Origin of the sequence: Kineothrix sp. IPX-CK, from assembly GCF_039134705.1 — a bacterium.
GTDB classification, from domain to species: Bacteria; Bacillota; Clostridia; order Lachnospirales; family Lachnospiraceae; genus Kineothrix; species Kineothrix sedimenti.
Genome location: NZ_CP146256.1, coordinates 1,757,716 through 1,781,362, shown reverse-complemented (window position 1 = coordinate 1,781,362; position 23,647 = coordinate 1,757,716). Strand labels below are relative to the sequence as shown.

Below are 23,647 nucleotides of genomic sequence, written 5' to 3'. Positions count from 1 at the left end.
CCCCGGACTGTCCTGAAATCAAAATTTTTAATTGCCACTCATAGAATCATCCCCTAAAAATTTTATTTAATTTATTATAGTCGTAACAGTTTTAGTTTAAGAGCCATATATTAGTGTAGGGAAACTTTCTTCCCCAACGCTAATTAATATCGGGAGGATGTCTTAATGAATAACAATCAAATTTCTCTTAATCAGTTGCCGATAGGCAAAAAAGCAAATGTTGTAACATTGACTTCTGATGGCACGGTAAGACGGCGTATGCTTGACCTTGGCATCATCGACGGTACCGAAATTGAACCTCTCTATAGAAGTCCTTCCGGTAATCCGGTAGCCTATTTCATAAGAGGAGCTGTAATCGCACTACGGACCGACGTATCGGAAAAAATCATGGTATCAACGCGGTAAGATTAAGTGGAGCGATAGCAGACAGAATTTCAACCTACATATAATTGCCAAAATGGATAACATGTAAGCATGTAATTCTTGTGCTTCTTTCGTTCCTCCACTTTATAATTAAAGGAGGATTTTATGGGTCTAACAAGCGCATCTACCGGAGCGAAAGTATTAAAACACTGTGGACTGAATATTGAAAAAGAAACTCAGCGGGATAAAATCGTTGCGCTCGCGGGCAATCCAAACGTCGGGAAAAGTACCGTTTTTAACAGTTTGACGGGACTCAATCAGCATACGGGCAACTGGCCCGGAAAAACTGTCGTAAATGCGCAGGGCAAGTATCGGCACAAGGGTAATAATTTTATCATGGTCGATATTCCAGGTACTTATTCACTGATGGCTAACTCTACTGAGGAGGAAATTGCCCGGGATTTTATCTGTTTCGGAGAACCAGATGCCGTGGTGGTCGTTGCCGACGCTACATGTCTGGAACGAAATCTTAATCTGGTTCTTCAGACTATGGAGATAACGGATAAAGTCATACTATGCGTAAACCTAATGGACGAGGCAAAAAAGAAAAAAATCAATATAAATTTGAATTTGCTTGCTTCCCGATTAGGCATTCCGGTAGTCGGAACAAACGCAAGATCAGGAGAGGGGCTCGACCAACTGATGGATTTGGTAACTTCTCTTACAAACGGTTCTTTTGTAACAAAACCGTTGCGCATCACTTACACTGATGAAATCGAAAATGCCGCTTCCTTAATAGAACCCGAAGTATCAGAAGCTTTGCAGGAATGCGTCAGCAGTCGATGGGTGGCATACAAGCTGCTCGACGGGGATGAAAGTATACTTCAGTCATTGAAGACCTATCTTGGCTACGATCTGATGCAAAACGAAAAAATATTGCAAAAAGTAGCTAAGGCCAGAGACTTATTGGATGCCTCAGGAATCCCACTTGATCAGTTTAGGGATCTGATCGTAACAGAAATTATTAAAACATGCGAAAATATCAGCAATGAAACAATTACTTTTGAAGAAAAGAAATATGCCGAACGGGACCGTAAAATCGATAAAATCCTAACTTCAAAACTGACCGGTATTCCTATTATGATCGTACTGCTTTTTTGTGTGTTCTGGATTACTATTTCAGGCGCAAATGTTCCATCGAGCCTCCTCGCCACGGGCCTATTCTCACTAGAAAAACCTATTTCTAATTTTTTCCTGTGGGTATCAGCGCCTGAATGGCTTCGTAGTATTTTTGTCGATGGTATTTACCGGACACTTGCTTGGGTTATATCCGTTATGTTACCTCCTATGGCAATCTTTTTTCCATTGTTTACTTTATTGGAAGATTTGGGATATCTACCCCGCATAGCCTTTAATCTTGACAATTTTTTTCGGAAAGCTTGCGCTCATGGCAAGCAGGCACTCACCATGTGCATGGGATTCGGCTGCAACGCCGCAGGTATTATTGGCTGCCGCATCATTGATTCACCCCGTGAGAGGTTGATCGCAATTATCACCAACAACTTTGTACCCTGCAATGGAAGGTTTCCTACTTTGATTGCAATTATCACAACGTTTTTGGCAGGAACCATGGGAGGGTTATTTCAGTCCATTACATCCACACTTATTCTAACAGGAGTGATTGTCCTAGGCGTAACAATGACAGTACTCATTTCAAAGCTTTTGTCAAAAACGATACTGAAAGGAGTTCCTTCCTCCTTCAATCTGGAGCTTCCACCTTACAGGCGCCCTCAGATTGGAAGGGTCATCGTTCGATCCATTTTTGACAGGACACTTTTCGTGTTAGGCAGGGCAGTTATTGTCGCAGCGCCCGCTGGACTTATCATATGGATCCTTGCGAATATTCATGTCGGAGACCTGAGCTTGCTCGCTCACTGTGCCGGATTTCTTGACCCTTTCGCAAGACTTCTCGGACTAGATGGCTATATCTTGATGGCATTTATTCTGGGCTTCCCAGCAAATGAAATTGTTATACCGATCATCATCATGAGTTACATGGCAACGGGAACACTTACTGATCTGGAAAATCTATCCGACTTACATGCCTTATTTGTAAGCCATGGATGGACTTGGCTCACAGCAGTTTGCACAATGCTTTTCTCACTGATGCACTGGCCCTGTGGGACCACTTGTCTTACCATTAAAAAAGAAACTCAGAGCCTCAAATGGACACTGATATCTTTTGCTATCCCGACTATGACAGGGATCGTCGTTTGCTTGATTGTGGCAAACATCGCCCGTCTGTTTAGGCTTGTGTAAAAGGCAGCGGGAAATTACATAATGCTTGTAGAACAAAAAGAAACATAATTTATGTAATAATTATCAGTAAGATGTAATAGCCAGATTGGAATTTACCTTTCCTCTCTGGCTATTATTTACACTATATTCTGTTCTTATAATTCTGTATCTTTTACTTAAAAGTCTCTTAAGTTATCCCTTACCGACATTCCCAATGTACAAAATTAGGTTCAAACTGCCCTTGCATTTTGACCTCATATATTTCGATATTAAATGGCTCAAAACGATGTAAAACGACTATTCTTTTTATTTAAAATAAAAAGAAATGCCGAAAACATCGTGTTTTCTAGCATCTCCATGAGTAGCGAGAGGGGGATTTGAACCCTCGACACTACGGGTATGAACCGTATGCTCTAGCCAACTGAGCTATCTCGCCATATAATATGGGACCTATAGGGCTCGAACCTATGACCCTCTGCTTGTAAGGCAGATGCTCTCCCAGCTGAGCTAAGATCCCACATTTGTCAGGTCACTTTCCGCAACCCGCTTTGCTAGTATACAATTTTATCCCCCAGCTTGTCAAGAGATTTTCTGAAACTTTTTAGCAAAATTTTTGATTATTTTTAATAATCTGATTCTTCCTGACAATTCCTGTACCGGAAGATTTTATCACATTCTTTCCGGCGCCTGGAAACCTAACACATCGATACATGTCTCCAGCACATCCCGTGTTAATACAAGAAGTGCTATAAAGCCTTCTTTCCTGACAGTATCCTCTTCAGTCAGGATCTTCGTCTCATGATAAAAGTGGTTAAGCGCATTCGCTAGGTCATAAATATAAGCACACACTCTATGAGGCGCAATCTCTTCATAAGCGCTTTCCATCATAGCATTGAAGCTTACGAGCTGAAGCATCAGACTCTTTTCCGCTTCTCCCAATGGCTCCTGAAGCGCTGCTTCCACCAGCGAACCTCCCATTTCCTTGTACTTCGTTAAAATGGACTTAATGCGCACGATAGTATACAAAATATATGGACCCGTATCCCCTTCAAAGGAGGTAAACCTGTCCATATCGAAAATATAGTCCTTTGACGCCTGGTTGGACAAATCTCCGTATTTTATCGCAGACAGAGCCACCACGCGGGCGGTCTCCTTCGCCTCTTTTTCCGGCACCAAACGGTTCTCCGTGATTTTTCCATACATTTCTTCATTGATTTCCGAAAGCAGGGATTCTAATCGCATCACGCCGCCTTCTCTCGTCTTAAAAGGCTTGCCATCCTTACCGTTCATCGTACCGAATCCCAGAAAATACAGCTTCGTCTCCGGCTGTACCAGCTTTGTTTTCCTTGCACAGCGGAATACCTGCTCAAAATATAAATCCTGACGCTTATCCACCACATAAATAATCTCATCAGGATGTATCCGATTCATACGCTCCATAATGGTTGCCAGATCCGTAGTATTATAAAGGGAAGCCCCGTCGGATTTCAAGATCATGCAGGGAGGAATCTCTTTCGTATCCGATTCTTCCTTAACATCCACCACCAGCGCGCCATCGCTGATGTATGCATATCCCATTTCCTTCATATCCTCTACCATGTGGGGAATCAGATCATGAACGTCGGATTCACCCTTCCATAGGTCGAATTCTACGTTAAGATTGCGGTAATTTTTCTTTAAATCCATTACTGAGACATTAACGATATGCTGCCAAAGAGCGCGATATCCTCTGACTCCGCTCTGAAGCCTGAATGTCGCATCCATAGCCTTCGCCTTATAAGAAGCGTCCTCCTTAGACTTGCTGCTGGCCGTAGGATAGATTTCTTCCAGCTGCGAAATAGTAAAAGGTGCCTCCTTAGGGTATTCTCCTTTGAAAGCTTCATCGAAATATACCAGCTCCGGGTAACGTTCCTGGAGCTCCGTAATAATCAATCCCATTTGCAGACCCCAGTCGCCCAGATGAATATCCCCGATTACCTCGTGTCCCGCATACCGCGCGATACGCTTTATGCTCTCGCCGATAATGGCAGAACGGAGATGACCCACATGCAAAGGCTTCGCTATATTCGGTCCGCCATAATCAATCACTATTTTCCTGGGAGACTTTGGCATATCCAATCCGAATTTAGGAGAATGCGCCATCTGGTTCAAATAATCCTTCAAAAATTCCGGTTTCAGCTTTAAATTTAAGAAGCCGGGATTTACTGCACTCACTTCTTCGAATATATTACTGTTATTTAACTTCTGCGCCACTTCTTGCGCTATGATAATCGGCGCCTTTTTATACTGCTTCGCGCCTGCCATCGCTCCATTGCATTGATACTCACACAAATCGGGGCGATTCGACAATGTGACTTTCCCCAGTTCTTCCGCATATCCTGCCGATAAAAAAGCACGCTTCATCTCATCTGATATTACATCAAGAATTTTATTCATTACATTTCTTCCTTCCTTCACCGGGTGAAGTCACCCCTCATCTCACATCTATATATACTATCATCTCGTTCTTATTTTCGCAATGCCAATTTGTTCTTAGGGTCGAATCTCCCGTAGCAAACTGCAGAATATTTGACCCTCGCTGCATTCGCCAAATGCAAGCAAGCCTGCGCTTGGCTCATTGCTTGCGGGAATAAACACAGCCGCAATAATCTTGTCTATACAGCCCGAACAGCCCGGACAGTTCAACCGACCTCTTATACCCATTTTTCTTCTTAAAATCCGAGGGCAAAAAAGAAACCCCGTATTCTCTTCCCATAAGTTCACCGATTTCATTTAATTTTTCTGCATTTTTCATCGGACTTATCGTAAGCGTCGTAGTGAAATAATCAAACCCCTTCCTCGCAGCGAACTGCGCGGTTTTTCGAAGCCGCAGCTCATAGCACAATAAACACCTCTCTCCGCCCTCCGGGCAGCGCTCCAAGCCTTTGACGATACGATAGAAGCTTTCCGGCTCATAATCGCCCTCTATCACTTCGATTTTATGTGCACGGAGTGTGGAATACATATTTTTAAATACTCCTTCCTCCACCTGCCTGTTATATTCTGCTATTAATCGCTTCTGTTCCTCAACCCTCTTCCGATATTCCGCATCCTCCGTAATGTTGGGATTATAGTAAAAAACCGTAACATCGAAATATTCGCGCAAATACTCCATTACGTAGCTGCTGCATGGCGCACAACAGCTATGAAGAAGAATCGTTTTTCTCTTACCATCTCCATCTTTGATCCGTTCTTCTATTATTTTATCCAATTCTTTTGCGTAATTTACCATAATAATTTCGTTCTCCTTCCAAAATCTATTGAAGGAATAAAACCAGCTCAAAAAAGGGCTGCCGCAAAAGAGCGGTATCAGTTCCCGCCATTTTGCAACAGTCCCCCTTATTTACAGCGATGCAATGTCGACTAATGTCAGCTTTTCTTCCTTATTTACATGCTCTAAGCTCGTCACCAGCGCTCTTGCCGTATCTAACGAGGTCAGGCAGTTTACGCCCGTCTCGATAGCCGTTCTTCTTATAAGGAAACCGTCTCTGGACTTATCCCTTCCCTGCGTAGGCGTATCGATGACAAGGTCGATCTTATGACCCAAGATAAGGTCCATGACCGTAGGCGATTCCTGCTGTATCTTATTTACTTTGCGGGCGTTTACCCCTGCCTCCTTAAGTGCATTTGCCGTGCTTCTTGTCGCATAAATAGTATAACCAAGCTTTTCAAAGCGTTTTCCTATCTCGATCGCTTCTCCCTTATCCGCATCCTTAACCGTGATAATCATCTGTTTGTATTTGGGCAGATTGATGCCGGCACCGAGGAACGCCTTATAAAGCGCCTCATTGAATGTTTTGGAAATGCCTAAGCATTCTCCCGTAGATTTCATCTCCGGCCCTAAGCTGATCTCCGCGCCTCGTATTTTCTCGAAGGAGAATACCGGCATCTTGATCGCCACATAATCCGCTTCCTTTTGAAGTCCCGGGTCGTAACCAAGCTCACGGATCGTCTTGCCGATAATAACCTCCGTCGCAAGATCAACTATCGGAATGCCCGTCACCTTGCTGATATATGGAACCGTTCGTGAGGAACGGGGATTTACCTCGATGACATATACCTCCTCACCCACTGCGATGAACTGAATGTTGATCAGTCCTATAACATGCAGGGCCTTGGCAAGCTTCCTCGTATATTCCGCAATCGTTTCCTTTACCTTCTCGCTGATGCTCTGGGCCGGATATACGGAGATGCTGTCGCCGGAATGGACTCCAGCTCTCTCGATATGTTCCATAATGCCGGGAATCAGAATATCGGTACCGTCACAGACCGCATCTACTTCGATTTCCTTGCCCTGCAAATATTTATCTACCAGAATTGGATGGTCCTGAGCGATGCGGTTGATGATTTCCATGAACTCTTCCACTTCCTCATCGGAAATGGCAATCTGCATCCCTTGTCCGCCCAGTACGTAGGAGGGGCGCACCAATACCGGATAGCCCAATTTATTCGCCACCTTTTTAGCTTCCTCAGCGGTATACACCGTTCCGCCTGAAGGTCTGGGAATATCACACTTTTCCAAAATTGCATCGAACAGTTCTCTGTCCTCTGCCGCATCTACATTCTCTGCGCTCGTTCCTAAAATAGGAACGCCCATCTTCATGAGGCTTTCTGTCAGCTTGATCGCTGTCTGTCCGCCGAACTGAACTACCGCTCCGTCCGGTTTTTCTATATTCACCACGTTCTCCACGTCTTCAGGCGTCAGCGGCTCGAAATAAAGCTTATCCGCAATGTCGAAGTCCGTGCTCACCGTCTCAGGATTGTTATTGATAATAATCGTCTCATATCCGGCCTTCGAAAATGCCCACGTAGCATGTACAGAGCAATAGTCGAACTCTATGCCCTGCCCGATACGAATGGGACCGGACCCCAGAACCAGCACCTTCTTAGGCGGATTAGTTTCCACTATCTCACTTTCACTTCCAAAGCAGGAATAATAATATGGGGTGCTTGCAGCGAATTCCGCCGCACAGGTATCTACCATCTTAAAGGCCGCGGTGATTCCGTTGTCATAACGCATTTTCTTAATATCCGCCTCCGGTATGCCTGCCAGTCTGCTGATAACATTATCGGGGTACTCGATACGCTTCGCTTCTTTTAACAACTCCAAAGTAAGAGGTCCCTCTTTCAGCGCCGCTTCCATCTCGACTAAGATTGCAATTTTATCAATAAACCAATGATCTACCATGGTTATCTCGTGAATCGTATCGTAATCGATATCCTTTCTGACCGCCTCGGCTATTACGAAAATTCTCCGGTCATCCACGATTTTCAGCCTATCCAGAAGCTCCTCCTTGGAAAGCGCCGAAAAATCATAGCTCATAAGACAATCCACATGCTGCTCCAGCGAACGAATCGCCTTCATCAGCGCACCTTCAAAATTCGTGCAGATACTCATAACCTCGCCGGTAGCCTTCATCTGCGTGGTCAGCGTCCTCTTCGCCGTGATAAACTTGTCGAAAGGAAGGCGCGGAATCTTCACTACACAGTAATCCAGCGTCGGTTCAAAGCTGGCATAGGTCTTTCCCGTAATGGTATTCTTTATTTCATCCAGTGTATAGCCAAGTGCAATCTTCGCCGCCACCTTTGCGATCGGATAGCCGGTGGCCTTCGACGCAAGCGCAGAAGAACGGCTTACACGGGGATTAACTTCAATAACACAATATTCGAAGCTGGTAGGATGAAGGGCGAACTGCACATTGCAGCCTCCGGTAATTTCCAGCTCATTGATAATGTTGAGAGCTGAACTGCGAAGCATCTGATATTCTTTGTCCATCAATGTCTGTGAAGGAGCCACAACGATGCTGTCTCCGGTATGTACGCCTACCGGGTCAATATTTTCCATGTTACAAACGGTAATACAGTTACCCGCACTATCGCGCATCACTTCGTATTCTATTTCCTTCCAGCCGGAAATACAACGCTCTACCAAAACCTGACCTACACGGGAGAGGCGCAGACCGTTAGCCAGAATATCTTCCAGCTCCATCTGATTGTCGGCGATTCCTCCTCCCGATCCGCCAAGCGTATATGCCGGACGAAGAACAACAGGATAGCCTATTTTCTTCGCAAATTCCACACCATCTTTTACATTTTCCACCACGAGAGATGCCGCGCAGGGTTCTCCGATTTTTTCCATCGTCTCCTTGAATTCCAAACGATCCTCCGCCTTTTTAATCGTCTTAGCGGTGGTACCCAGAAGCTTTACATTATTTCTCGCAAGAAAGCCGGATTCATCCAGCTCCATACCGAGATTTAAGCCGGCCTGACCTCCCAGCGTAGGCAGAACGCTGTCTGGCTTTTCCTTTTCAATGATCTGCTCCAAAACCTTGACAGTCAAAGGCTCAATATATATTTTATCCGCAATATCCCTGTCCGTCATAATAGTTGCGGGGTTGGAGTTTACCAGTACGACCTCGATTCCCTCTTCCTTTAAAGAGCGGCAGGCCTGCGTTCCCGCATAATCAAATTCCGCTGCCTGTCCGATAACGATAGGGCCGGAACCGATAACCAACACTTTTTTTACATTAGGATTCTTAGGCATCTTCTTTCCTCGCTTTCATCATATCAATAAACCTGTCAAACAAATACCCGGAATCCTGAGGTCCCGGACATGCTTCCGGATGAAACTGTACGGTGAAAATATTCTTGCCGGTATAGGAAAGACCTTCGTTCGTTCCATCATTCACATTGATAAATGCTGGTATGGCAATGCCAGGGTCGAGCTTGTCCATATCCACCACATATCCATGGTTCTGTGAGGAAATATAGACTCTGCCGGTCTGCAAGTCTTTTACCGGATGATTTCCGCCCCGGTGGCCATATTTCATTTTAAAAGTATCAGCTCCCGTCGCAAGCGCCATGAGCTGATGTCCTAAACATATTGCAAAAATGGGAATGTTCGTTTGATATAGCTTATTAATTTCTTCTATAATAGAGGTGCATTCCTTCGGGTCGCCCGGTCCGTTGCTTAACATGATGCCGTCCGGTGCATCCGCGATGATTTCTTCCGCCTTTGTAAGTGCGGGATATACGGTAACAGCACAGCCCCTTTTCGCGAGCGCGTCAGCGATATTATCCTTCGCTCCGAAGTCTAACAGCGCAACCTTCTTGCCGGCGCCGTTTAAGGCTTTTACCATACTCGGTTTCTTCTCATGAGTTCCTTTTTCATACGATTCCTTATCAAATCTGGCACTTCCGGAAACTGCTCCGTTTTCCTCCAGGGATACAGAACCCTTTACTTCATATTTATGTTCACAGGTTACCTTTTCCACCACTTTTCCCGTAGTGTACTCTTTTAATCTGGGTATGATTTCATTCAAATCATAATCTTCCCTCGTTGTGATCATTCCGTTCATCGTGCCCTTTTCCCGCAAAATCTTCGTAAGGGCTCTCGTATCGATTCCTGCGATTCCCGGCACTCCATATTCCTCCAGAAATTCCTGAATCGTCATATCCGAGCGGAAATTGCTGGAAACTCTCGACAATTCCCGTACAATAAATCCATCGGGCCACGGTTTCTTAGATTCCATATCGTCTCTGCATACTCCGTAGTTACCGATAAGCGGATAGGTCATGCACACGGCTTGTCCCGCATAGGAAGGATCCGTAAGTACTTCCGGATAGCCCGCCATGGACGTATTGAAAACTATTTCACTGATGATTTCTTTTTTGGCACCGATATGAATCCCCTCAAAAACTGTGCCGTCCTCCAAAATTAAAAATGACTTCATTGGAAATACGTTCATTTTTTTCACCCGTCGTCCTCTCTCTAAATTTTATCCAAATTATCTTATTTTAGCACAGCATCTTGTATGTTTCAACACATATTTAAAATTATTCTACTATATAATAAAACCATGGAAATCCGCAAACATCTTCCCATGGTTTTATAATTATCTTGTGAAGTAATATACGCCCGATTCGAATATCTTCATATCCTGCTCTCCGTAAATGTTGATTGCAACGGAGCAGTCACGGCGTTCCGCATGTGCCATCTTGCCAAAACATCTTCCGTCCGGTGAAGTGATTCCTTCGATAGCGGCATAGGAACCATTCACGTTCCATTCCTCATCCATGGAAACATTGCCGTCGATATCCGCATACTGCGTAGCCACCTGACCGTTTGCAAACAATTTATCCACCCATTCCTTCGGGGCAACGAAACGTCCCTCTCCATGGGAGGCCGGATTCGCGTAGGTCTTGCCCACTTCCGCTTCCTGAAGCCAAGGGGATTTATTGGATACTACTTTCGTATATACCATCTTGGAAATATGACGATTAATTGTATTAAAGGTAAGAGTCGGAGAATCCTCCTTCTGTCCTACGATTTCTCCAAAAGGAACAAGGCCGAGCTTAATCAATGCCTGGAATCCGTTGCAGACACCAAGGGCAAGACCATCCCTTTCGTTTAACAGCTTCATGACCGATTCTTTTATTTTTGCGTTCTGGAATGCGGTAGCAAAGAATTTCGCGCTTCCGTCCGGCTCATCACCTGCGGAAAATCCTCCCGGAAACATAATAATCTGTGCATCGTTTATCGCCTTTTCAAACACCTCTACGGAATCTCTGATGTCCTCTGCCGTCAGGTTTCTAAATATCTTCGTCACTGCCTTCGCTCCGGCACGCTCAAACGCCTTCGCGCTGTCATACTCACAGTTCGTCCCCGGAAATACCGGAATGAATACCGTAGGCTTCGCCACCTTGTTTCTGCATATATAAACTCTGTCTGCCGTATAAAGCGGAGACTCTACAGGCGTCGTTTCTTTCACCGCCTTCGTCGGAAATACCTTTTCTAACTTGGAAGTCCATGCCGACAGAGCCTCTTCCATGGAGATATGAACATCCTTATAGGTAAATTCCGGTTCCTCTGTTACCTCACCTACCACACGGCAGTTCGGAAGCTCACTCAATTTCTCCAGATTATCCGCTGTCACCTCCGCCACAATATCACCTAAACCATTTTCAAACAATTCCTTTGCAGACAGCTCCCCTGACATATTCACGCCCAATTTATTGCCGAATGCCATCTTGCTGATGGAAGAAACGAGGCCCTTAGCATCCTGTGCATAGGCGGACACAATAACTCCTTCTTCAATAAGCAGAGTAATCTGCTGATACAAATTCATAACATTTTCATAAATCGGAATATCGTATTCATCCTTATCGATCCAGAACTGAACCAACTTATTTCCTGCACTCTTAAGCTCCGGTGTTACGATATTGCCCTCTTTCGCTACATCCACAGCAAAAGATACAAGAGTAGGAGGTACGTCAATATCCTGAAAGGTTCCCGACATGCTGTCCTTACCACCGATGGACGCAAGGCCGTATCCGATCTGCGCGTCATATGCACCTAAAAGAGCTGCAAAAGGCTGACTCCAACGTTCCGGTTCCGAAGTCATGCGCCTGAAATATTCCTGGAAGGTAAAGCGGATATTTCTAAAATCACCGCCTGCCGCAACAATCTTCGCCATGGATTCCGTCACCGCATAAATCGCTCCATGATATGGGCTCCATGAGGAAAGATAGGGATCGAAACCGTAGCTCATAAGAGTAACCGCATCGGTTTTTCCTTTTAATACCGGAAGCTTCGCCGCCATTACCTGCGTCTCTGTCAACTGATATTTACCGCCGTAAGGCATGAGCACGGAAGCTGCACCGATAGATGAGTCGAACATTTCCACCAATCCTTTTTGGGAGCATACATTCAAATCATTGAGTCCCGCAAGCCATGCCGCTTTCACGTCCTCTTCTTCCAATTTCTCCTTTACCGAAGGAATCGCTATATAATCGAAATAATTTTCTTCTTTTTTGGGAATATCCACATTTACATTCGTTTCCTGATGAGCGCCGTTGGTATCGAGAAATGTTCTCTTAATGTTAACGATTTCCTTACCGCGCCATTTTAAAACGAGCCTCGGCTCCTTCGTCACAACGGCAACGGGAACCGCTTCCAGATTCTCCTGCGCTGCAAAGTCCAAGAAGCTGTCTGCATCGGAAGGACCTACTACTACAGCCATTCTTTCCTGAGATTCTGAAATAGCTAACTCCGTGCCGTCCAGGCCCGCATACTTCTTCGGCACCTTATCCAAGTCTACGATCAACCCGTCCGCAAGCTCGCCGATCGCCACAGAAACGCCGCCTGCACCGAAATCGTTGCATTTTTTTATGATCCTGCTCACTTCTTCTCTTCTGAAAAGTCTCTGAATCTTGCGTTCTGTAGGCGCGTTTCCTTTCTGCACCTCCGCACCGCAGGTCTCGATAGAATTCTCCGTATGCACCTTGGAGGACCCTGTAGCTCCTCCGCAGCCGTCCCTGCCTGTCCTTCCTCCAAGAAGGATGATAATATCATCAGGATCGGACTTCTCACGAATAACGTTGCGTCTGGGCGCTGCTCCCATTACCGCGCCGATTTCCATTCTCTTCGCCACATAATCGGGATGATAAATCTCCTTTACATAACCGGTCGCCAGTCCTATCTGGTTGCCATAAGAAGAATAGCCGCTGGCTGCACCGCGCACAAGCTTCTTCTGGGACAGTTTTCCTTTTAACGTCTCCGCCACCGGTACCGTCGGGTCCGCCGCACCGGTCACGCGCATCGCCTGATATACATAGCCCCGTCCTGAAAGAGGATCGCGGATCGCACCGCCAAGGCAGGTTGCTGCACCACCGAAAGGCTCTATTTCCGTAGGATGGTTATGGGTCTCATTCTTAAAGAACACGAGCCACTCCTCGTTTACCATTCCCTCGCCGTAATCTATTTCCACAGGAACGATGACAGAGCACGCATTGATTTCATCGGACTCCTCCATATCGTTTAGCTTTCCGTCCTTTTTCAGCTTACGCATCGCCATGAGTGCCAGATCCATCAAACAGATGAACTTGTCCTTTCTGCCTCTGAAAATTTCTTCTCTCGTATCGAGATAACTCTGATACGTTGTTTCGATAGGGGTCCTGTAGTAGCCTTCGCCGAACTCCACGTTCTTAAGCTCCGTAGAGAAGGTAGTATGGCGGCAGTGGTCTGACCAATATGTATCGAGCACTCTGATTTCCGTCATGGTAGGATTTCTGCGCTCATCATTTTTGAAATAATTCTGAATGTGCTTAAAGTCCCTGAACGTCATGGCAAGCCCCAAAGACTCGTATAATTCCTCTAACTCCCTTTCCGGCATATCCTTAAATCCATCCAGAACGGAAACGTCTTCCGGTTCCTCGAACTGTGTAACAAGAGTATCCGGCTTCATCATATCCGTCTCTCTGGAATCCACCGGATTGATGCAATACGCTTTTATTTTCTCAAATTCATCCTCGGAAACGTCTCCTATTACGAGATAAGTGACTGCCGTCCTAATAATGGGCTGCTCATTTTCCCGTAAAAATTTCACACACTGAACTGCGGAATCCGCACGCTGATCGAACTGTCCTGGCAGATATTCCACGCTGAACACTTTTCCGTTCGCAGGTATCTCGAAGTTCTCCTTATAAAGGATATCCACCGGCGGCTCTGAAAAAACAATCCTGCAGGCAGCCTCAAAAGTATCTTCTGATAGGTTCTCAACATCGTAACGTATGAACATTCTCACGTCTTTTACGCCCGATATGCCTAAGTAACTTCGGATTTCCTCCTTCAGCTCTTTCGCCTTTACGGCAAAGGGTTCCTTCTTTTCTACATAAATGCGTTTCACATTTCCCATGATGAATTTACTTTCCTCCATTTTTTTAACATCAGAAAAGATTGCCTAACAATCCTCCAATTGATGACTATTCTTAATTATAACGAATCCTGACTAATTTTCAATGGTATATCCAAATATTTTGCGAAAAAGGGAAATAGCAGCATAAAAAATGCCCCAAAGTATCCTCTTTGAAGCATTTGCCATTCCACTAATTCTATTCTTCCATAACGAGGCCCTGCATAATATACATAACTTCTCTGTCCACAATGTCCTCTGTAATCCCTCTCGTCTGAGAAACTATTTTCAGCCCTTCCAGTACGTACATGATATTTCTCGCCGCTCCCAACGGGTCTTCGCAGTAGAATTCTCCCGCGGCCACTCCGGCCTCGATCAACTTCTCTATAATTTTCACCGCAGCATCGAATTGCTGCTTTAACAAATGGCCCTTCTTAGGAAATTTGTTTGCAAAAAAGAATTCGTATACCGCCATAGTAAGATTATTCTTCTTACTCAGCAGCTCTTTTTTCTGCTCCTTCAAAAACAGCGCAAGAATATCAGAGGGCGCCGCATCTTCTCCGATGCTTCCCGAGAAAACATCATCTGTTTCTTCCGTCTCCAGCTTCAACACTTCCATAAAAATCTCTTCCGTACTGGCAAAATACAAGTACAGACCTCCGCGGCTTATCTCACAGGCTTCTACGATGTCCTTCATCGTAACGTTCTTAAAGCCCTTCTCCATAAATACCTTTCTTGCCGTCTCCAATATATACATTCGCTTCTGCGCCGATTTTTCACTCATCTATACGAACCCCTTACTCAATCCCTGCCCCGCTTAGTTCTATCGGTTTATCCCAATACTCAAGAATTTCCTTCATCTTGAGCAATACCTTTAGAATGGAGCCGTTAGAAACTCCCTCTGTCCACAGTCTTCCTTTTGTCATGCCGCCCAGAATATACTTGGACAATATACCCTTCAGCATATCCATTTCGCGTATGGTAGCGACCGCTATCAGCCTCTGTTCGTCCGATGCGCTTCTTATACGGTTTCTGGAATAAACATAGGCATAGTTCCTGTCCAGCAGATTGGTTCTTCGCGCATCCTGCACAAGGCTCATCAAGGTACTCTCATACACCGGAAAAGATATAGAGTGCTCCGCAATCCCTTCCCCTTTGTACATATTGGACACATTAATCCCTGTTTTCGATTCCAGCCACGGAATATACCTGACCAGCCTCTCAACGTCCGGTCTATATCCGTTCACAATTTCCTGTATGTAAAGTGTGTCTTTATCCATTGAGCTGTCCCCCTCGGTTTATCCTTAGTTCTTTTAAGTATAACATAAAATGAAAAAAAGTACAGCGACTCTTGTCAAAAAAGGGAATCTTCTGTTGTATTTCATAACCAAAGTTAGTATAATATAAACAATTATTATAAGGAAAAATGTCAGCAGGAGGGGCAACATGGCAAAAGAAATTAAAATGGGCACTACAATTTGCGAGAGCGGGCAGCCGTTTAACGCTCTGCATACGATTTTGACAGGAACGGTACGCGCCGTATATTCGGACGGCGAATTTTTTTTGGACAAGGGAGACATTATAGGTCTCTGCGAGTTATATTTCAATACTTATATCTTTACCTACATAGCGTCGGACGATGTTACAATAGCATCCATTCCATACAGTGTGGGCGGGCTTCCCGTTATGTTTGGTAAAAATCCAAATTTCGCGCAGCTCGTTACTTCTTCCTGCTATAAGCAGATGAAAAATGTTCTGGAGGTCTACGAATTCTCCAAATACGACTGCAATAATCTGTATCAGTACTTAACGGACAGTTACAATGAATACGTGAAGCTCAGCGAACGGTACCGCATATCTCCCCGTGCACTGCCCGATTTGGAGACTATAGAGCCTCTGGCATTGGAGGAAGATATTCCTCAATGGCTCACCGACTTTTACGAAAACATGTCCACAGTTGTAACGCAGACGCTTCCTATGTCTCCGGTTCCCTACTTCGACTATTTAAATGGTCTGCTCATGAAGACCAGTCAGGACATCGCTGAAATTATGTCCGTATGCCTTATTATGTACGATTATAAATCAGACATTGCCAGACTGCTCATGAACGAGAATAGACTGGATCTTTTCGATTTATATACTACACTGTTTTTCAGAATCGGTCAGCGCGAAGAGGATTCCACTGCCATAAGTGCCGCTATAAGCCGTATGATGATCAATATGGAAGGCTTTGGCTCTATCGATCACGAGCTATACAAAGAAAGGATCAACGCTTACAAAGAAACTCTCGCCTTCATGGAGGAGAAAGGTTCGGACGTTCCCGTGGAGGATCCTGAGCTTGCCAAAAATGCCGCCGCCGTGGAGCATTCCCTGGATATTATTCTGGAATATGCGGACTGTGACCCTGATATTGCCGCAGATTTTCGCAAATATATTGAGGAATATAAGAAGCAGATTGATAAAAATGCGGTGGATGACGACAGCCGCAGACTGCGTATGAATATTACCAAACTTTTCTACACCATATATATGTCCGCTTTTCAAGCCAGCCTTCACGATGATTCCGTCCCGACTATTCTGAAGATGTTCTTCCAATTCGGGTATGTGGACGAAGAGTTGGCGGGAATGGAGAATGTTTCCTATCTGTACTCCATCGCGGAGAATTTCCCTTCTTCTCCCGAGAATCATGTATACACCGCCTATGAATGGTTAAAAGCCGTTTATAACGGGGAAAAGGAGCCCAGCCGTAATGAATTCGATATCGATTATACGGCTCACATTCATGAGCTGAAGGTGACGGGTAAAATCACTGCTGCTCAGGAATCTCTGCTTTCCAAGAACAATGCAAAAAAGGTTATATTCGAGTTGGAAAATATGTTCCCTCTTGTCAATAAGATTACATTTGGCCGTATTTCCACATTCTGTCCGGTATTTTCCGACCACAACGTGCTGAAGGGTCTATCTCAGACACTCGTTACTGCCGACCGAATCACCGAGTCTATCACCCGGATCCGTTCTATTGATTTCGGCGCATACGGGCGAGAGACTATTTATTCCAATCCCGACGGCGGCGTAGCGAAGGAAATGATTAACGTTGAGGTTCTTCCCGACATTATCCTATTTCCTAATGTCGGTATCCGTGGAGTTATGTGGCAGGAAATCGAAGGCAAGCGCCGTACTACCCCTGCACGCTTTATGTCTTCCGTCTTCCAGATGGAAGACCTGCTTACCATCATGACGAGGCTTACCGGAGAATTCCGCTGGGAAATGTGCAAACGCGTTCAGGGTGCCAGGTGGAACGATATTTCCGAGCGTTCTCTCACCAGCGAATACTTCGACTACATACAGTTTTATAAGAAGAATCTCGAACTCAGCTCCGATGCCAGAGATAAGATTAAATCCGCAATGCAAAAAGCGAAAAACAGTTACAAGGAAATGTTCATACGGGATTACATCATCTGGATTATGTTTGAGGCTAAAGGTGCTCCCCGTCTTAATAAGGTGGCAAGAGACATTCTCTTTACTCACTGCCCGTTCTCCAAGGATATACGTGAACGGCTGAAGATGAATCCTTTGTACAAAGACATTCTGGACCGGTACCGGATCCGCAGCGCTCAGAAGCTTCATCACATGGACAACCTATATCAAAAGCTGCAAAAGAGCCGCCTGCCCGTTCCGCCTGAGATTGCGGCTCAGCGTGAATATCTGGATATGTAGCATCAATTACAGGTTGATTTATAAATTTATAAAGAAAATTTAATTTTACATACAAAAGCAAAAAGCGTATACTGCATGGTATACGCTTTTTGTTTCCGGCGCCAGCCGTCACCCCTTGAAAGGTAGATGTTTATGAAATACATTTTGTTATTTATAAAGAAAACGTTACGCCTCGTGCTAAAGCCGCTTTCGTTTGTTCCCGCCCTTTTTGTCATGTACATGATATTCCAGCTTTCCGAACAGAATGGCATTACCAGCAGCCAGCTCAGCTATAAAGTCAGCGTCAAAATAGTCACTGTCACCGACAAAGTGTTGGATAAGGATTTTTCCGAGGAGCAAATCGAGCATTATGCAGACCGCATTCACCATTATGTACGCAAGCTGGGGCATGTTACGGAATATTTTATCCTGGCAGTGACAGTGGCCTTCCCTCTCTATGTATACGGAGTCAGAGGCTTCGCCCTCATGGTCGTGGCAGGAATATTCTGCGTGGGCTTTGCTGCTTTTGATGAGTACCACCAATCCTTTGTTGCAGGCAGGGGGCCATCCTCCCGTGATGTGGCAATCGACAGCATCGGAATCTTCATAGGCATCGTTCTTGTCCGTATCGTCGGATGGGCCGGGCGAAAGACTATTTTCCGTCCTCTTTCCAATCATAAATAAAACGGATATGCTCAAAATCGCCTTCCGCCGCAACATATGTTGCGGCGGTTCCTTTTTCCGATGTCTCCTGCACATTCCCCTGCAAAAACAGGCTATCCATCCCACAAGCATTAGCTATCTCAATGTCACTCCCGAGTTCATTCCCGATCATAACGCAATCTTTTGTCTTCAGATGCTGTTTTTTAAGCAACAACTCCATATAAGCCCGTTCCGGTTTCTTCACTCCATAATCCGATGAAATAAATATATCATCAAAAAACTTTTCAATCCCCAACGTTTCAATTTCCGGCATCGTAAACAATCGCTGTGCATTAGACAGCAGAAATACTCTCCGGCCAATCCGCTTCAGTTCCGCAAGCATTTCCGCCGCCCCTTCATAGACTCTTATATATTCCCTGGACCATTGCCTGAACCTCCTGGCCGCATATACTGCCGTTTCCTCTCCCACTCTCACATTTTTCCTCATGTACAGCTTCCGAAACACCTCTCCAATCTCTATCTCCGGATATTCGCATTCTTTTTCCCGGCGAATCCTCTCCTCCTCTTCTCTGCATAACAAAAAGTAATCCCGCTTCAGTTCCTCCGCCTCATACACAGCCCCCACATTCCTGTAAAGCTCTGCCATTCCCTTCCACAAGTTCTCCTTATTCTCATTCGTCCGAATATCAACCAACGTTCCATACAAGTCAAAAATATAATTCTTATACATCCTTCTGCTCCTTTTCGTGTTCTTCAAAGATTTACAGAATCCGCACACTCCCCTCAGCGAAATACTCCAATAGAATATGGAGGCATAATAACCTCTGCATTCTCCACTCCAATCTTTTCCTCTCCCGTAAGCAGCGCCCCACCCAGTGACTCTATATCATTTATTTCTTCTTCATTCACAGTGATTCCGCTCAAATCCACGGCCTGCTCTTCTCCTGAAATATTCATAATAAGAAGTATTTCCGAATCTTCATACGCCTTCTTTATCACACACACATTATTGCCAGAAGCACTCTCCACATAGCTTACCTCTCCTCTGGCGATCTCCGGATAAACATTTCGAAGCCTTATCGCTTCCTTATAATAATTGTAAATGGAATCTGCTGTCTCGACCTGTTCGCTTAGGCTGCCATATTTCATCTTCACTGCATCCATATCCGGCGGTCCGGCGCACATGCCTGCTTCTTCACTGTTTTCACTCCAATACATGGGTGCTCTCTTATTCTCGTCTTTGCCCGATCCTTTCATTCCCAGTTCTTCACCATAATATAGGAAGCAACTGCCATTCATCATAAGATTCAAACCACCGGCCATTTTTGTCTGGCTCTCTGCGTTCTCTCCTGAATAATAGCCCGCACTTCTTCCTAAATCGTGATTGGTATAAAAGGGCGCGTCAATATAATCGGCATTATACTGAGAGAACTTTTCATCCAAGGACTGCAGCGCTTTCCCGAATCCGCTGGCTGACTGGCTTCCTTTTACTGTATTCGCTATGATTCCCCCGCTGTCCGCAAAAGCGAAGTCAAAGACGCTGTCTATGCCGCTTTCATAATATTTCGCATAGGTATCCATATCAGACCATACCTCCGCTACAATATAGGCATCCTCCTTTTTCTCCTTTACCATTTCACTAAACCAGGAAAGGACTTCGATATTAGCATCTACCGTACCGGAATAATATTCCTTTGCCGCGTCCAGTCTGAATCCGTCTACTCCCTTTGCCAGCCAGAAATCGACAATATCCTCGATTTCTCCTCGCACCGCTTCATTGCCAAGATTAAGATCAGGCATTTCACTCCAAAACCGCGCTTCATAATACCATATTTCATCAAGCCCGCTATACCCGGCACCTCCCTCCCTGGAGAAGTTGTAATAATCGATGTAAGGGCAATCCTCCGGAGACGGCTCTGTATCTCCTATGCTTTTCAAATAACTGCAGGCTTTTATGAACCATGGGTGAGAAGAGGATGTGTGGTTCAATACCAAATCCAGAATCACATCGATTCCCCTCTCATCACACGCCGCCATAAATTCCTCAAAATCCCCCATTGTTCCATACTGTTCATCGATTCCGCGGTAATCCGTCACATCGTATTTATGATAAGTGGTGGAAGGCATGATCGGCATCAGCCAAATCCCATTGCACCCCAGATCGGTATCCGTAGTGTCGTCTCCGTCATTGATGTAATCGAGCTTCTTCGTCAAACCCTGCAAATCGCCTATTCCATCCCCATTTCCATCATAGAAAGAATATACGAATACCTCATAAAAAGTACGGTATTTATCATCTAACACGTTCAATGAAGGCTTTTCGGCCACAGTCCCTCCTAATGCATCTGCACTGTCTCCACCCTCCTGCTCTTCACCCGCGCTGCCTGAAATAACGCCGGTCTTCTTTGCATCTTCTCCTCCGCCATTTCCACAGCCTGCAAACGAGCCAATACTCACACAAGCCGCCAGCAATATACTAAATATCCTTGTTTTCATAGAATATCTCCTCCCAATCTCTTTTCTAAGCCTATGACATTATTCCATATCCATGACGGCATAAAATATGCAGGCAAAGCGCATTCACGATTTCTTTTTCGATCACTGCCCTGCCTGCAATTTAAGTTTCATATGATTGTCATCCCTTTACCGCGCCGGACATGCCGCTGGAGTAGAACCTCTGGGTTACCACGAACAAAATTGCAATCGGGATGGAAATACATACGCTTCCCGCCGCAAACGCGGTGTACCAATTGTCTATATACTCTCTTTCGAGCATCCTCCAGAGTCCCAATGCTACCGTATAATAATCGGCATTGGCCCTGCATATAACCCTCGCAAAGATGAAATCCACCCAGGGAGCAATAAATGTAGTGATGACCGTGTATACGATAATCGGCTTGCTGAGCGGAACCGTAATCTTCGCAAACACCTGAAATTTAGTTGCGCCGTCCAAATATGCCGCTTCGTCCAATGCCTTAGGAATCGTATCGAAGAATCCCTTGGCTATGTAGAATTCGATACCGGCCCCTCCCGAATAAACGAGAATGAGCGCCACACGGATCATCGCTCCCTCCGACAAGCCCATGGCTTTTAAAATGTAGTAAACGGCTATCATGGACATAAATGCCGGAAACAGCTTTAGCACGAGAGCTACATTCATTAAAGGCTTACGTGCCATGAATTTTAATCTGGACATGCTGTAGGAAACCGCCAGCACAAAAAATGTGGAAATAGCACAGGAAAAAATTGCAATAATCAACGTGTTTGCAAACATTTTAGGGAAATTTAATACATTTGTCTCGGTAAAAAGCTTTATATAATTGTTAAACGTGTATGTTTTCGGGAAGAATGTCGACATATAGGAGCCTTTTTCTCCTCGAAAGCTCGTTAATACTACCCAAAATATAGGGAACAGCCATATCGTCGACAATACCGCCAGAAAAATGTGGACAATTACGTTCGTGATAGTTTTTCTCGTTCTTGCACCAGCCATTTCTTTCTTCTTCATCCTTGGAATCCCTCCTCATCTTTATAAGAACCTGTATTCCTGTACGTGACGATGGCGACAACAGCCAGCACCACGAAGGTCATAATTCCGATGACCGCTCCGAGGTTAAAGTATTGCTGGTCGATTGTGAGCTTATACAGCCACGTAATCAGAAGATCTGTTCTTCCCGCAGTGGAACCCACCGGCGTGGGATGCCCCAGAGAAAGGAGGTAAATAACGTTGAAGTTATTCACGTTACCGGTAAACTGAGTGATCAGATAAGGCGTCGTCACAAACAGCATATAAGGCAAGGTTATCCTGAAGAAAATAGTAAATATATTGGCTCCGTCCACTCTTGCCGATTCATAGAGTTCTCCCGGTATGTTCTGAAGAATTCCCGTAACCTGAAGCAGCGTATAAGGAATGCCTATCCATAGGTTGATTACGATAACGGTCACTCTCGCCCACATCGTATTGGTAAAAAAAGGAAGGGAAGTTTCGATAAGCCCTACGTTCCTTAGCAAGGTATTTACCGCGCCTTCGGGCTGCAGCATCGTCCGCATGATGAGAAGGGAGACGAACTGCGGAACTGCAATGGAAAGCACGAAGCAGAATCTCCAGAAGCTTTTTATCTTCGTATCCTTCCTGTTGATGATGATGGCCAGTATCATACCGAATATGTAGTTTAGGCCGGTAGCAAGTATGGCCCATGTGAGCGTCCATGCCAGTACGGACCAGAAGGTCTGCCCCATGGAATCCTGAAAGCTGAGCACTTTAATGAAGTTTGCCAAACCAACCCAGTCGAACAAAACCAAATGGTCCTCATACTTGGAGTAATTGGTAAAGGCCATGGTAATCATGAAAATAAGCGGCAATATGGTAAAAAGCAATATTCCCATGATCGGTGGCGTCATTAATAATATATGTAAATTTTGATTGAACAAATCCTTGATGTCGTCTTTAAAAGAATTGATATGTTTACCGTTTTTGCTCAAGACCTCCGCCTTGTAAGCGCTGCGCAGCGAAGCCGTCCAAAGCAGAATAAAACCTGCTGTAATAGATAAGGTAACTACACCGTACAACAAAATAAGCAGCGAGTTATCCCCGGCAACATACTCATAAATACCCTTTTTTTCATTCCATATTTCCTGCTGGGCCTGTGTGCCCAGGGAGGGCATCATCGCCAAGTTATGTATACCATTCTGAATCATGAATAAAATATAGCTTATTTCAATCGCGAGAAATAAAAGTCCTTTAACTATCTGTCCGCGCGCAATGTTTCCCGCTCCCATAAACAGCATGGACAGCTTTGTTGCCAAATCGCCTTTCTTTACCGCATTACCTAACGTATAAGGCGTTGCGAACTCTTTTACTTTCATTTTTCCTTCTCCCATGCTGTAACCTCCTG

The 23,647-nt window shown here is 45.0% G+C and carries 15 protein-coding genes and 2 tRNA genes; 4 read left to right on the top strand and 13 right to left on the bottom strand.

Annotated features, from left to right (window positions below; genetic code table 11):
• Positions 1–165 precede the first annotated feature (165 nt).
• Entirely contained in the window at positions 166–405 is a 240-nt protein-coding gene (locus V6984_RS08370; RefSeq protein WP_342759323.1) for a FeoA family protein, read from the top strand.
• A 123-nt stretch (positions 406–528) separates the two neighbouring features.
• Positions 529–2,682 carry a ferrous iron transport protein B gene (feoB, locus tag V6984_RS08365; RefSeq protein ID WP_342759322.1) on the top strand — a complete coding sequence of 718 codons (2,154 nt, stop codon included), beginning with the start codon at positions 529–531 and terminating at the stop codon, positions 2,680–2,682.
• 341 nt (positions 2,683–3,023) lie between these two features.
• On the opposite strand, the gene V6984_RS08360 is transcribed toward feoB, so the two are convergent.
• The 9 genes from V6984_RS08360 to V6984_RS08320 all read right to left on the bottom strand — a co-directional run bounded on the left by V6984_RS08360 (position 3,024) and on the right by V6984_RS08320 (position 15,673).
• Positions 3,024–3,097 (bottom strand) — tRNA-Met (locus tag V6984_RS08360).
• 8 nt (positions 3,098–3,105) lie between these two features.
• Positions 3,106–3,178, bottom strand: a tRNA-Val gene (locus V6984_RS08355).
• A gap of 152 nt (positions 3,179–3,330) precedes the next feature.
• Positions 3,331–5,097 carry an arginine--tRNA ligase gene (gene argS, locus V6984_RS08350; protein ID WP_342759321.1) on the bottom strand — a complete coding sequence of 589 codons (1,767 nt, stop codon included), beginning with the start codon at positions 5,095–5,097 and terminating at the stop codon, positions 3,331–3,333.
• A gap of 178 nt (positions 5,098–5,275) precedes the next feature.
• Positions 5,276–5,932, bottom strand: coding sequence for an epoxyqueuosine reductase QueH (locus V6984_RS08345; protein WP_342759320.1), 657 nt, complete (start codon positions 5,930–5,932; stop codon positions 5,276–5,278).
• Between the two features lie 111 nt (positions 5,933–6,043).
• On the bottom strand, positions 6,044–9,244 hold the full coding sequence (gene carB, locus V6984_RS08340; RefSeq protein ID WP_342759319.1) for a carbamoyl-phosphate synthase large subunit: 3,201 nt from the start codon (positions 9,242–9,244) through the stop codon (positions 6,044–6,046).
• The gene (locus V6984_RS08335; protein ID WP_342759971.1) at positions 9,237–10,433 is read right to left on the bottom strand and encodes a carbamoyl phosphate synthase small subunit; all 1,197 of its coding nucleotides are present in this window, start codon (positions 10,431–10,433) and stop codon (positions 9,237–9,239) included. Before V6984_RS08335 ends, carB begins: the two co-directional genes overlap by 8 nt.
• 162 nt (positions 10,434–10,595) lie before the next feature.
• Entirely contained in the window at positions 10,596–14,396 is a 3,801-nt protein-coding gene (locus V6984_RS08330; protein WP_342759970.1) for a phosphoribosylformylglycinamidine synthase, read from the bottom strand.
• Between the two features lie 196 nt (positions 14,397–14,592).
• Positions 14,593–15,177, bottom strand: a complete 585-nt coding sequence (locus tag V6984_RS08325) for a TetR/AcrR family transcriptional regulator (RefSeq protein ID WP_342759318.1) — start codon at positions 15,175–15,177, stop codon at positions 14,593–14,595.
• A 13-nt stretch (positions 15,178–15,190) separates the two neighbouring features.
• Positions 15,191–15,673 (bottom strand): hypothetical protein, encoded by a 483-nt coding sequence (locus V6984_RS08320; protein WP_342759317.1) that lies wholly within the window; start codon positions 15,671–15,673, stop codon positions 15,191–15,193.
• A 166-nt stretch (positions 15,674–15,839) separates the two neighbouring features.
• On the opposite strand from V6984_RS08320, the gene V6984_RS08315 reads away from it, so the two are divergent.
• Both V6984_RS08315 and V6984_RS08310 read left to right on the top strand, forming a co-directional pair.
• A complete protein-coding gene (locus V6984_RS08315) occupies positions 15,840–18,110 on the top strand; it encodes a cyclic nucleotide-binding domain-containing protein (RefSeq protein ID WP_342759316.1) in 2,271 nt (756 codons plus the stop codon).
• Positions 18,111–18,242: 132 nt separating this feature from the next.
• Positions 18,243–18,773, top strand: a complete 531-nt coding sequence (locus tag V6984_RS08310) for a VanZ family protein (protein WP_342759315.1) — start codon at positions 18,243–18,245, stop codon at positions 18,771–18,773.
• On the opposite strand, the gene V6984_RS08305 is transcribed toward V6984_RS08310, so the two are convergent.
• From V6984_RS08305 to V6984_RS08290, 4 genes are all read right to left on the bottom strand, one after another.
• Entirely contained in the window at positions 18,742–19,482 is a 741-nt protein-coding gene (locus tag V6984_RS08305; RefSeq protein ID WP_342759314.1) for an HAD family hydrolase, read from the bottom strand. The two genes, V6984_RS08310 and V6984_RS08305, sit on opposite strands and share 32 nt — an antisense overlap.
• Before the next feature lie 53 nt (positions 19,483–19,535).
• Positions 19,536–21,248 carry an alpha-amylase family glycosyl hydrolase gene (locus V6984_RS08300; protein WP_342759313.1) on the bottom strand — a complete coding sequence of 571 codons (1,713 nt, stop codon included), beginning with the start codon at positions 21,246–21,248 and terminating at the stop codon, positions 19,536–19,538.
• A gap of 139 nt (positions 21,249–21,387) precedes the next feature.
• Positions 21,388–22,260 (bottom strand): sugar ABC transporter permease, encoded by an 873-nt coding sequence (locus V6984_RS08295; protein WP_342759312.1) that lies wholly within the window; start codon positions 22,258–22,260, stop codon positions 21,388–21,390.
• Complete coding sequence (locus V6984_RS08290) at positions 22,257–23,633, bottom strand: carbohydrate ABC transporter permease (protein WP_342759311.1); 1,377 nt, start codon at positions 23,631–23,633, stop codon at positions 22,257–22,259. Before V6984_RS08290 ends, V6984_RS08295 begins: the two co-directional genes overlap by 4 nt.
• Between the last annotated feature and the right edge of the window lie 14 nt (positions 23,634–23,647).

Coding starts and splice junctions, on each gene's coding strand:
- V6984_RS08370 (WP_342759323.1), top strand. CDS start 166: ATGAATAACAATCAAATTTCTCTTAATCAGTTGCCGATAGGCAAAAAA.
- feoB (WP_342759322.1), top strand. CDS start 529: ATGGGTCTAACAAGCGCATCTACCGGAGCGAAAGTATTAAAACACTGT.
- argS (WP_342759321.1), bottom strand. CDS start 5,097: ATGAATAAAATTCTTGATGTAATATCAGATGAGATGAAGCGTGCTTTT.
- V6984_RS08345 (WP_342759320.1), bottom strand. CDS start 5,932: ATGGTAAATTACGCAAAAGAATTGGATAAAATAATAGAAGAACGGATC.
- carB (WP_342759319.1), bottom strand. CDS start 9,244: ATGCCTAAGAATCCTAATGTAAAAAAAGTGTTGGTTATCGGTTCCGGC.
- V6984_RS08335 (WP_342759971.1), bottom strand. CDS start 10,433: ATGAAGTCATTTTTAATTTTGGAGGACGGCACAGTTTTTGAGGGGATT.
- V6984_RS08330 (WP_342759970.1), bottom strand. CDS start 14,396: ATGGGAAATGTGAAACGCATTTATGTAGAAAAGAAGGAACCCTTTGCC.
- V6984_RS08325 (WP_342759318.1), bottom strand. CDS start 15,177: ATGAGTGAAAAATCGGCGCAGAAGCGAATGTATATATTGGAGACGGCA.
- V6984_RS08320 (WP_342759317.1), bottom strand. CDS start 15,673: ATGGATAAAGACACACTTTACATACAGGAAATTGTGAACGGATATAGA.
- V6984_RS08315 (WP_342759316.1), top strand. CDS start 15,840: ATGGCAAAAGAAATTAAAATGGGCACTACAATTTGCGAGAGCGGGCAG.
- V6984_RS08310 (WP_342759315.1), top strand. CDS start 18,243: ATGAAATACATTTTGTTATTTATAAAGAAAACGTTACGCCTCGTGCTA.
- V6984_RS08305 (WP_342759314.1), bottom strand. CDS start 19,482: ATGTATAAGAATTATATTTTTGACTTGTATGGAACGTTGGTTGATATT.
- V6984_RS08300 (WP_342759313.1), bottom strand. CDS start 21,248: ATGAAAACAAGGATATTTAGTATATTGCTGGCGGCTTGTGTGAGTATT.
- V6984_RS08295 (WP_342759312.1), bottom strand. CDS start 22,260: ATGAAGAAGAAAGAAATGGCTGGTGCAAGAACGAGAAAAACTATCACG.
- V6984_RS08290 (WP_342759311.1), bottom strand. CDS start 23,633: ATGGGAGAAGGAAAAATGAAAGTAAAAGAGTTCGCAACGCCTTATACG.